The 8629-nt window shown below is 56.7% G+C and carries 9 protein-coding genes; 6 read left to right on the plus strand and 3 right to left on the minus strand.

What is annotated here, in order from left to right:
• Positions 1–261 precede the first annotated feature (261 nt).
• Positions 262–519, minus strand: coding sequence for a colicin E3-like toxin immunity protein (locus HX812_RS28125; protein ID WP_038841611.1), 258 nt, complete (start codon positions 517–519; stop codon positions 262–264).
• 373 nt (positions 520–892) lie between these two features.
• Here HX812_RS28125 and HX812_RS28130 point away from each other — a divergent pair, with 373 nt between their 5' ends.
• Positions 893–1189 carry a helix-turn-helix transcriptional regulator gene (locus HX812_RS28130; RefSeq protein ID WP_016979613.1) on the plus strand — a complete coding sequence of 99 codons (297 nt, stop codon included), beginning with the start codon at positions 893–895 and terminating at the stop codon, positions 1187–1189.
• A 179-nt stretch (positions 1190–1368) separates the two neighbouring features.
• The gene (locus HX812_RS28135; RefSeq protein WP_050572354.1) at positions 1369–2550 is read left to right on the plus strand and encodes an MFS transporter; all 1182 of its coding nucleotides are present in this window, start codon (positions 1369–1371) and stop codon (positions 2548–2550) included.
• A gap of 136 nt (positions 2551–2686) precedes the next feature.
• On the opposite strand, the gene HX812_RS28140 is transcribed toward HX812_RS28135, so the two are convergent.
• Entirely contained in the window at positions 2687–3058 is a 372-nt protein-coding gene (locus tag HX812_RS28140) for a PH domain-containing protein (protein ID WP_016979611.1), read from the minus strand.
• A 127-nt stretch (positions 3059–3185) separates the two neighbouring features.
• Here HX812_RS28140 and HX812_RS28145 point away from each other — a divergent pair, with 127 nt between their 5' ends.
• Positions 3186–3821, plus strand: coding sequence for a LysE family translocator (locus tag HX812_RS28145; RefSeq protein WP_038841609.1), 636 nt, complete (start codon positions 3186–3188; stop codon positions 3819–3821).
• Between the two features lie 8 nt (positions 3822–3829).
• Here the strand turns inward: HX812_RS28145 and HX812_RS28150 are convergent, their stop codons facing one another.
• Complete coding sequence (locus HX812_RS28150; RefSeq protein ID WP_038841606.1) at positions 3830–4159, minus strand: hypothetical protein; 330 nt, start codon at positions 4157–4159, stop codon at positions 3830–3832.
• 179 nt (positions 4160–4338) lie between these two features.
• Between HX812_RS28150 and HX812_RS28155 the strand changes: the two genes are divergently transcribed.
• The 3 genes from HX812_RS28155 (at position 4339) to HX812_RS28165 (ending at position 8338) form a co-directional block, all read left to right on the plus strand.
• On the plus strand, positions 4339–4875 hold the full coding sequence (locus tag HX812_RS28155) for a sigma-70 family RNA polymerase sigma factor (RefSeq protein ID WP_038841604.1): 537 nt from the start codon (positions 4339–4341) through the stop codon (positions 4873–4875).
• Positions 4872–5837 carry a FecR domain-containing protein gene (locus HX812_RS28160; RefSeq protein ID WP_080642318.1) on the plus strand — a complete coding sequence of 322 codons (966 nt, stop codon included), beginning with the start codon at positions 4872–4874 and terminating at the stop codon, positions 5835–5837. The genes HX812_RS28155 and HX812_RS28160 overlap by 4 nt, the downstream gene beginning before the upstream one ends.
• 92 nt (positions 5838–5929) lie before the next feature.
• On the plus strand, positions 5930–8338 hold the full coding sequence (locus HX812_RS28165) for a TonB-dependent siderophore receptor (RefSeq protein WP_038841602.1): 2409 nt from the start codon (positions 5930–5932) through the stop codon (positions 8336–8338).
• The last annotated feature ends 291 nt before the right edge of the window (positions 8339–8629 follow it).

Consider the following 8629-nt stretch of genomic DNA (forward strand, 5'->3'; position numbering starts at 1 on the left):
GCCCGGAAAAGGCCAAGGTGTATTTGGTGGAGTTCCAGTTCCGGCTCAACCGTGCGGCGTGTGCGCTGCAGGTGTTTGATATTACGGATCCGGGGAATCGGGTGTTGGTTGCGGGAGAGGGGAGTGAGGTGAAGGAGGGGTAAGGGGCGAGGGGGACGACCAACCCCCCATTCGCAAGCATCTGAGATGCCTGGGGACGTTGCGGAGTTTTTTATTGGTCAGTGACAGTCTGCGCATGAAGCTGAATCCTCTACGTCTGTGTCATTCGCTTGCATCTTCGTAATCAAACGCGATGAAGTAGTCACTTTCTGAAAGCTTAATTTCATGAGAAAAGTGCGTCTGTATCAGTGGCAGCCACTCACGCCGTAGCTCAAACATTCCGTTGTTGACATCCTCATCTACCGATAGCCCAAGCTGGGAAATCACGGAGTAATCGTCTCCTAAATTCACTGACTTCTCCGTGCCGCTTAGACACTCGGTGGTTCTGTCGAACCATTCCAATCTCACCTTTAGTCCCATGTATCCCTCACAGATATTATTTGATGTTTCGTTTTTTCTTCGGCCCTTTTAACTGCTCGCCGGTTACGTGGTTGAACGCACCGATAACCGACCGGATTGAAGTAATGAGTGATGCCGTCAGGCAATTGGCAGGGCTTGATGAAGACGCAGCCGGGAGGTTTGGCTAGCGTGGGTGCCTGGGCAGGGGGTGGGTAAAAGCGTTCTGACATGTCGGCTCACTTCCTTGTGCGAGGGAGTTAGCTCATGAGGGGGAGCCGGTGACAGATATTGGCTTTGTTCGATAGGTCGCGTGGGAAAAGTCTGCGGGAAATCATTCCACAGTCCTTCCATTTCTTATTGCTAAACGATTAGCTAATAAGCTAATCTTTGTGCCATGACTTCAATCCTGATCCAGACCAACGCCCTCGCCAACCCAAACCGATTGCAGATCCTTGAATTGCTCAAGGAGCCAAAACTGCACTTCGCCGTAGGCGAGTTTGATGAGCATGAGGGAGTTTGCGGCTTGTACATCTCCGAAAAGCTGGGCATCTCCGCGCCCACGGCGTCAGCCCATCTGAAGGTTCTGGTGCAAGCGGGCTTCCTGAGCTCCTTACGGGTCGGCAAGTTCACCTATTTCAAGCGTGTTCCACGAGGGATGGACGCGTTTGCGGAGGCGGTAAAAACGATATGAAGGCGCGGGTTTAAAGGTTTTTATTTGCCTAAAAGATTAGTGTATTAGCTAATTGAGTAATTGAATAAATTTCCTATCAGCTCCGCCATGGGGCAGGCACAAGGGTGACGTAATGAACACCGAGAACCCATTCGATTCGAGAAAACCTTCCCACTCGTCAACTGTGGGAAATCGCTGATATGTCTAACGCCATGAGAATTTTCCTGCTCGCGTTTATCAGTTTTCTGCTGGGGACGGCCGAATACATCATCGCTGGGATCCTGGGGCTGATTTCCCAAGACTTGAAGCTGCCGATCCCGGTGATTGGCCAGATGATCACGGTGTTCTCTATCGCCTTTGCCGTTGGCACACCGATTGTGATTACCCTCACAGCACGCATGGACCGTAAAAAACTGTTGGTCCTGTTTATGCTCATGTTCGCAGCGTCCAACGTGATCATGCTGGCGTTCAGTAGCTACAGCCTGCTCAACGTCGCCCGCGCAGTCGCGGGCCTTAGCGCTGGCGTGGTGGAAGTGGTGCTGTTGACCCTGGCGGCACTGTTGGCGCCACCGGGTAAAAAGGCCAGTGCTATCGCAACTGTCGTCATGGGCTTCAGCGCGGCCTTGGTGGTCGGTGTCCCGTTGGGGCGGGTTATCTCCAGCCTCATGGATTGGCGTTTCATTTTCGTCGGTATCGGTGCGCTTACTTTATTCTCGTTGGTCGCAGTCCTCCTCTGGATTCCCAATACCGAAGGCGAAACAGCGATTCCACTCATCCAGCAACTCAAGCTATTCAAGAACAAACAGATTTCCATCCTCTACGTAATGACGCTGTTCTGGATCAGCGCGTTTTCCATCATCTATTCCTATATCACCCCGTACCTGTCCGGCATTACATACATGGCCGAGGGCGAAATCAGTGTGATGCTGCTGGTGTGCGGCGTGGCCAGCATCATCGGTTCGCAACTAGGTGGCCGCTTCACCGATAAGTCGGGCTATGTCTTCACCCTGTTGGGCGGGCTGCTGATTCATTGCGCAACGTTGGCGCTGTTTGCATTCTTCGGGCACATCGCCTGGGCCATGTGCGTCCTGCTGATTACCTGGTCCTTGTCCGCATGGTCCTCGGGACCTGCATTGCAATTGCGCCTGATCAGCCTGGCGCCGGAATCAACCAGCATCATCTTCAGTTTCTACACGTCGATGATCCAGTTCGGCATGGCGGCGGGTGCAATCGTGGGGGGATTGGTAATTCAAGTCGGGATGTTGGGGGCTCTACCGGTGGTGGGAGCCATAGGCGTGTTGGTTTCATTGCTGTTGCTGGCGAAGGTGGTGCAAGGGAGTGGTGAAGTAGTGCTTGGAGGATGTGTGTCGGAAGAAGGGTGATGGGCTCAGCCTGATGATCCATTTTGGTGACTGCGATTTTCATTTGTTGCAGACAAACAACGCAGGGTGCATCTGTTCAATTCGGGTTTGCAGTAAAGAAGACCTTGGGACGCCAAGGTCTTTTCTTACCTGTTGATCAGCCCAACAGATGCTTGGAAATCAACCGCGAGATTTCGACGATCGAGGTCTTCCCCGTAAACTCGAATTTCACCTTCCCCAACGACGAAAAGTAAATCTCCAACTCCGAATCCAGATCAAACGTGCCGGACGTCTCCACCGAATACGCGACGATGTTCTTGTACGGCAGCGACGTGAAATCCTTCTTGCTACCGGTAATCCCCTGCACATTCACCGCGATAATCCGCTTGGTGGTAAACACCACCCCATCACGCATGGCTTTATACGCATCCACCACTTCTTCACCGTCCAGCAACAGGTCGGCGACGCGTTCGGCGTATTCGTTGTTTTGCTTGAGTTTGAAGAAACCTTTGTTGTTGAAGTCGATCATGGGCCTGCCTCTTGGGTGTATGCCGTTTTGCTCGCGGATCTGTATCTAACGCGGGCATTTTGAACGCCCTACCATGGCGGCCAAGCTTACAACCTTGGCCAGATGTTTCAAAAAGCGGAGCCTCATCATGCCTGAACTGTCCAACTGGCTAGCCTATGCGCTGATCTCACTCGGCATGGTGCTCACCCCCGGCCCGAATATGATCTACCTCATTTCCCGCTCGATCTGCCAGGGGCGCACGGCCGGATTGATTTCACTGGGCGGCGTGGCGTTGGGTTTTCTGGTTTATATGTTGTGCGCGGCATTGGGGATCACCGCTTTGGTGATGGCGGTGCCGTTTGCCTACGACGCGTTGCGCTTCGGTGGGGCGATGTACCTGGTGTATATGGCTTGGCAGGCGATCCGACCGGGTGGGCGTTCACCGTTCCAGGTGCGGGACCTGCCCAAGGACAGCCCGCGCAAGCTGTTCACCATGGGCCTGGTCACCAACCTGCTTAACCCCAAGGTGGCGGTGATGTACTTGTCGTTGCTGCCCCAATTCATCGACCCGAACGGTCACGGCAGTGTGCTGGCGCAATCGCTGGTGCTGGGTTTTACGCAGATTTTTATCAGCGTGAGCGTCAATGCGGTGATTGCCACCATGGCGGGCTCCATCGCGGTGTTTTTTGTCACCCGGCCGGGGTGTCAGGTGGTGCAGCGTTGGTTGATGGGGTCGGTGTTGATGGGGTTGGCGGTGCGGATGGCGGTGGAAGGGCGGCGGTGAGTTGTGCTTTATAGGACGGCTTTCAGATAGTCCTTGAGTGCGCCGAGCGGGGCGTTGAGTTCATCCAATGTCGACGCTTGGTGTGCATCCACCGCCAGCCGTTGCAGTTCGCGGCCCATCACGGTCTCGGCGCCACCCAGGGAATCGAGCGCCAGCGTCAGGCATTCATTGAGCTTCATCTGAATCCCAACCCAATCCCCCTGCCGCACCAACAACCCAAACACCTCGCGGTCATACCCCTCCATCACCGGATCATCCCGTAAAACCGGGCTGCCGCCGTCCGTCTCGTGCACCAGCTTCAGTGCAAAGAGCGCAACCGCTTCCAGCGTCAATTCCATGGTTTCGGTTCCTCGGCGTCTTTGGGGGAAAGTAGGGGAGGGCGATGATCCCTGTTCTGTGGCGGAAAAAAAAGACCTGGGGCTACATGCCTGCTGCAGCAATGGGGTCGCTTTTGCTCGTTGTAGTGGCCAGTTTTTCTCATTACCATTGGGAACAATTCTTATTCGTAGGGCTTTGTATGCCCCCGCTTCCCGAGCCCGTCGCCGCACCGTTCAGCGTTGGCAGCCTGTATTCGGCCCATCACGGTTGGATTCAACGCTGGATGGCCCGAAAACTCGGCAATGTCAGTGATGCCGCCGAGCTGGCTCACGATGTCTTCGTCAGGCTGTTGAGCCATCCGCGTGAATTCGGCAGCGAAGGACATGCGCGTGCGTATCTCAGCACTTTGTCGCGCAATGTGTGTGTGGATTTCTTCCGACGCAAGCAGGTAGAGCAGGCCTGGCTTGAGGTGTTGGCGAGCCGGCCTGAAGACTGTGCGCCTTCGGAGGAGCATCGCGCATTGGTGCTGGAGGCCCTGGTGCATTTGCAGGCGATGCTTGATCGCTTGCCGGCCAGGGTGTCCGAGGCATTCTGCCTGGCTCAGATCGAGGGCTTGAGCTATCGCGAGATCGCGCTGCGCATTGGTGTGAGCGAACGTACTGTCACCAAATATATTGGCCAGGCCATGTTCCAGTGCATGGTGCTGGAGGCTGAGCTGGACGGTGCCTTGTCATGAGCACCAACCCCGGTGGTCTGGATCACGCCACCTTGCAACAAGCCGCCGACTGGTTCGCCCGCCTGAGTGCCGAGCCCAATGCCCTGCCATTGCAGGAGGCCTGGCGCCAGTGGCATGCCCACAGTGAGGTCAACCGGCTGGCCTGGAGCTATGTCGCACGTGTAGGACAACGCTTTGCGCCGTTGCAGGACGATGCCGTGGGAGCCACCAAGACGCTGGAGAGTCTGCGACATTCTCAGCGTTCGCGGCGCCAGGTGTTGCGCGGGTTGTCGGTGGTCATGGGCGGCACGCTGTTGGGGTGGGCCGGTTGGCAACAGCGCTGGTTGTCGGGGGGCTGGAACACGGATTTCCATACGAGCACCACGGTGTCGGGCGAGCAACTGTTGGCTGACGGGACGCGCATCTGGCTTAACAGCGGTACGGCGTTGGATGTGAATTTCAGCGCCAGCCAGCGCGAGTTGAAACTCTACAGCGGCGAAATCCTGATCAACACCGGCAAGGACGGGCGACCGTTCGTGGTGCAAACACCCCAAGGTCGTTTGCGTCCTTTGGGGACGCGTTTCAGTGTGCGTGAGCAGGACGGGCACACGTTGCTCAATGTGTTCGAGGGCAGCGTAGAGGCTGCCTGTGGGGATACTGATCAACGCCGCATCCTATCGGCGGGGCAGGGCGTTCTATTTGATCGACAGCGTCTGGCCGCAACGCAACGCGCTCAACCTGGGCGCGAGGCTTGGTCAAAAGGCGTGCTGATGGCGAACGATATGCGGCTGGGGGACTTCATTGGTGAACTCGCCAGCTACCGACATGGCCATCTGGGCATCGACCCCCAGGTCGCCAATCTTCGGGTGATGGGCACTTATCCACTGCAAGACACCGATCAGGTACTGGCAATGCTTGAGCAGGTCTTGCCCGTGCGCATCGAGCGGCGCTTCGCCTGGTGGACCACGGTGGTTGCGCGCTGACATTTTTTTGCATCTTGTGCTTCCGGTTTTGATTGCTCATTCGAATTAGAGAAGGACAACGGCTTGACGCCTCCTTCGACCGGAACTGTTTTATGTCCTCATTCCTGCGTAACTCACCACAACCTTTGGCGCTGGCTCTCGCGATTGCCTTGGTCATCCCCGCCAGCCTGGGCATGGCGCCACTCGTGGCAGCCGCTGAGCAGTCGAGCGTGCAGACCTACGATCTGCCCGCCGGTGCATTGGCCGACCAACTCAACCAGCTCGCCGCCCAAGCCGGCATCTACCTGGCGGGCAATGCCGCGCTCACCGCCGGCAAGGCCGGTCCGACGCTGCGCGGCAGTTACACGGTTGACCAGGCGCTGCAAACGCTATTGGTGGGGAGTGACCTGACGGTGGTGCAGACCGGCGAGGGGCGCTATCAACTGCAGCCGGGTGCAGGCGGCGCGTTGCAACTGGGTACGGTGTCGATCTCCGGTATGGCACCGGGTTCGACGACCGAAGGCAGCGGTTTGTACACCACGTACTCGTCCAGCAGTTCGACGCGGTTGAACCTCACGCAGAAAGAAACCCCGCAATCGCTCACGGTGATCACCCGCCAGCGCCTTGACGACCAGAAACTCACCAACCTTACCGAAGTGCTGGAAGCCACGCCGGGCATCACTGTGCTGCGCGTCGGCGTGGGCGCGGAGAACGATACTTACTGGTCCCGTGGCTTCCAGATCAACAACTTCGAAATCGATGGTGTCCCCACCTCGGCGCGGTTGGACAACACCACTCAGAACACCGCAATGTACGATCGTGTTGAAGTAGTGCGCGGCGCCACCGGCCTGATCAGCGGTTCGGGTACGCCCTCAGCGACTATTAACCTGATCCGCAAGCGCCCGACCGCCGAAACCCAGGCCAGCATCACTGGCGAGGCGGGCAGTTGGGACCGTTATGGCACCGGTTTTGATGTGTCCGGGCCCTTGAACGACAGCGGCAATCTTCGCGGGCGCCTGGTGGTGGACTACAAGAAGCAGAACTCTTGGGTCGACCGCGTCAACACCGACTCGCAACTGGTGTATGGCATTTCCGAGTTTGACCTGAGCGACGCCACCATGCTCACGGTGGGTTTCAGTTATATCAACAATCAGGTCAACGACCCGCTGCGCACTGGCTTCCAGATGTTCTACAGCAATGGCCATCGCACAAACTTCAGCCGTTCGGCCAACAGCGCACCGGACTGGGCTTACAACGACCGCAAGCAGACCAACGTCTTCACTTCTATAGCGCACCAGTTCGATAACGGCTGGAGTGGCAAGGTGGAAGTCAGTCACACCCAGAATGAATTCGACGAACTGATCAACTATATGAATGGTGATATCGACCAGGTCACCGGGCAGGGCGCCTATCTATATCCCAACCGCTGGTCCGGCACGCCGCGCCAGAACAACCTTGATGCTTACCTTACCGGCCCTTTCAGCCTGTTTGGGCGCGAGCATGAGTTGATCGCTGGCGTCACGATGTCGCGCTATAACGAAAATACCCCGAGCCACGGCGGTTGGTTTGGTTCCTGGACCGGCTACGACGGTACTGTGCCTAACATTTTCAACTGGAACGGCAGCGGCGCCAACCGCCCGGATGCCACGCCCGTTGGTAAGACGCATATTGAAGAAAACCAATACGCCGCCTACCTGACCTCGCGCTTTCATGTCACCGACAATACTGCCGTCATCCTCGGCGGCCGCGTCACCGACTGGAAGCGCAACAACGAAGTCAGCGTGTACGCCGATCCGACCCAGGACACCGAAAGCAAGGAAACCCGCAACGGTGTCTTCCTGCCGTACGCCGGTATTGTCTATGACCTGAGCGACACTTGGGCGGTGTACGCCAGCTACACCAAAATCTTCAACCCGCAGGCCTATGGCGTTCACGACGAAAACAACAAAGCCCTCGACCCGCAGGAAGGCACCGGCTACGAGGTCGGGGTAAAAGGCAGTTTCAACGACGACAAACTCAATGCCAGCCTGGCGTTGTTCAAGATCGACCAGGACAACCTGGCGGTGTACGTGCGGGCGCCGGATATCTACCGCCTGGAACAGGGCACTACCACCAAAGGCGTCGAGTTGGAGCTTAACGGTGAGTTGAGCGAAGGCTGGCAGGCGTCGGCGGGGTATGCGTACAGCGTGAGCACCAATCAGGACGACCAGCGCATTGTCACGACCAGCCCGCGGCATAGTCTCAAGACGTTCACCACTTACCGGCTGCCGGGAGTGCTCGACAGGGTCACCGTGGGCGGCGGCGTGAACTGGCAGAGCAAGACGGGGATGGACCTGCACACGTTCGAGCAGGGGAGTTATGCGCTGACCAATGTGATGGCGCGGTACGACATCAGCAAGAACCTGAGTGCCACGCTGAATGTGAATAACGTATTTGATCGTAGCTACTATGCGTATGCGGACAGTTGGAGTGTTTACGGCGCGCCGCGCAATTTCATGACGAGTTTCAAGTACACCTTCTGACGGTGCCGCCCGGCCGGGTTCTTCGGTTAGGAAAAGAATTTCTACGCAGGGGTTGACCACGAATTTTAAAGCTGTATTATTCGCCTCCCGCTGACGAGAGATCGGAAGCGCAAGTGGTTGAAGTTGTTGAAGAAATCTTCGAAAGCTTCTGAAAATAATCACTTGACAGCAAATGAGGCTGCTGTAGAATGCGCGCCTCGGTTGAGACGAAAGATCTTAACCAACCGCTCTTTAACAGCTGAATCAAGCAATTCGTGTGGGTGCTTGTGGAGTCAGACTGATAGTCAACAA

The organism is Pseudomonas sp. IPO3749, from assembly GCF_013386605.1.
In the GTDB taxonomy this organism is placed as follows: domain Bacteria; phylum Pseudomonadota; class Gammaproteobacteria; order Pseudomonadales; family Pseudomonadaceae; genus Aquipseudomonas; species Aquipseudomonas azotoformans_A.

What these genes read in the sequence shown, in the direction of transcription:
- HX812_RS28125 (WP_038841611.1), bottom strand. Translation starts at nt 519, where the DNA reads ATGGGACTAAAGGTGAGATTGGAATGGTTCGACAGAACCACCGAGTGT.
- HX812_RS28155 (WP_038841604.1), top strand. Translation starts at nt 4,339, where the DNA reads ATGCCCCCGCTTCCCGAGCCCGTCGCCGCACCGTTCAGCGTTGGCAGC.
- HX812_RS28140 (WP_016979611.1), bottom strand. Translation starts at nt 3,058, where the DNA reads ATGATCGACTTCAACAACAAAGGTTTCTTCAAACTCAAGCAAAACAAC.
- HX812_RS28150 (WP_038841606.1), bottom strand. Translation starts at nt 4,159, where the DNA reads ATGGAATTGACGCTGGAAGCGGTTGCGCTCTTTGCACTGAAGCTGGTG.
- HX812_RS28145 (WP_038841609.1), top strand. Translation starts at nt 3,186, where the DNA reads ATGCCTGAACTGTCCAACTGGCTAGCCTATGCGCTGATCTCACTCGGC.
- HX812_RS28135 (WP_050572354.1), top strand. Translation starts at nt 1,369, where the DNA reads ATGTCTAACGCCATGAGAATTTTCCTGCTCGCGTTTATCAGTTTTCTG.
- HX812_RS28130 (WP_016979613.1), top strand. Translation starts at nt 893, where the DNA reads ATGACTTCAATCCTGATCCAGACCAACGCCCTCGCCAACCCAAACCGA.
- HX812_RS28165 (WP_038841602.1), top strand. Translation starts at nt 5,930, where the DNA reads ATGTCCTCATTCCTGCGTAACTCACCACAACCTTTGGCGCTGGCTCTC.
- HX812_RS28160 (WP_080642318.1), top strand. Translation starts at nt 4,872, where the DNA reads ATGAGCACCAACCCCGGTGGTCTGGATCACGCCACCTTGCAACAAGCC.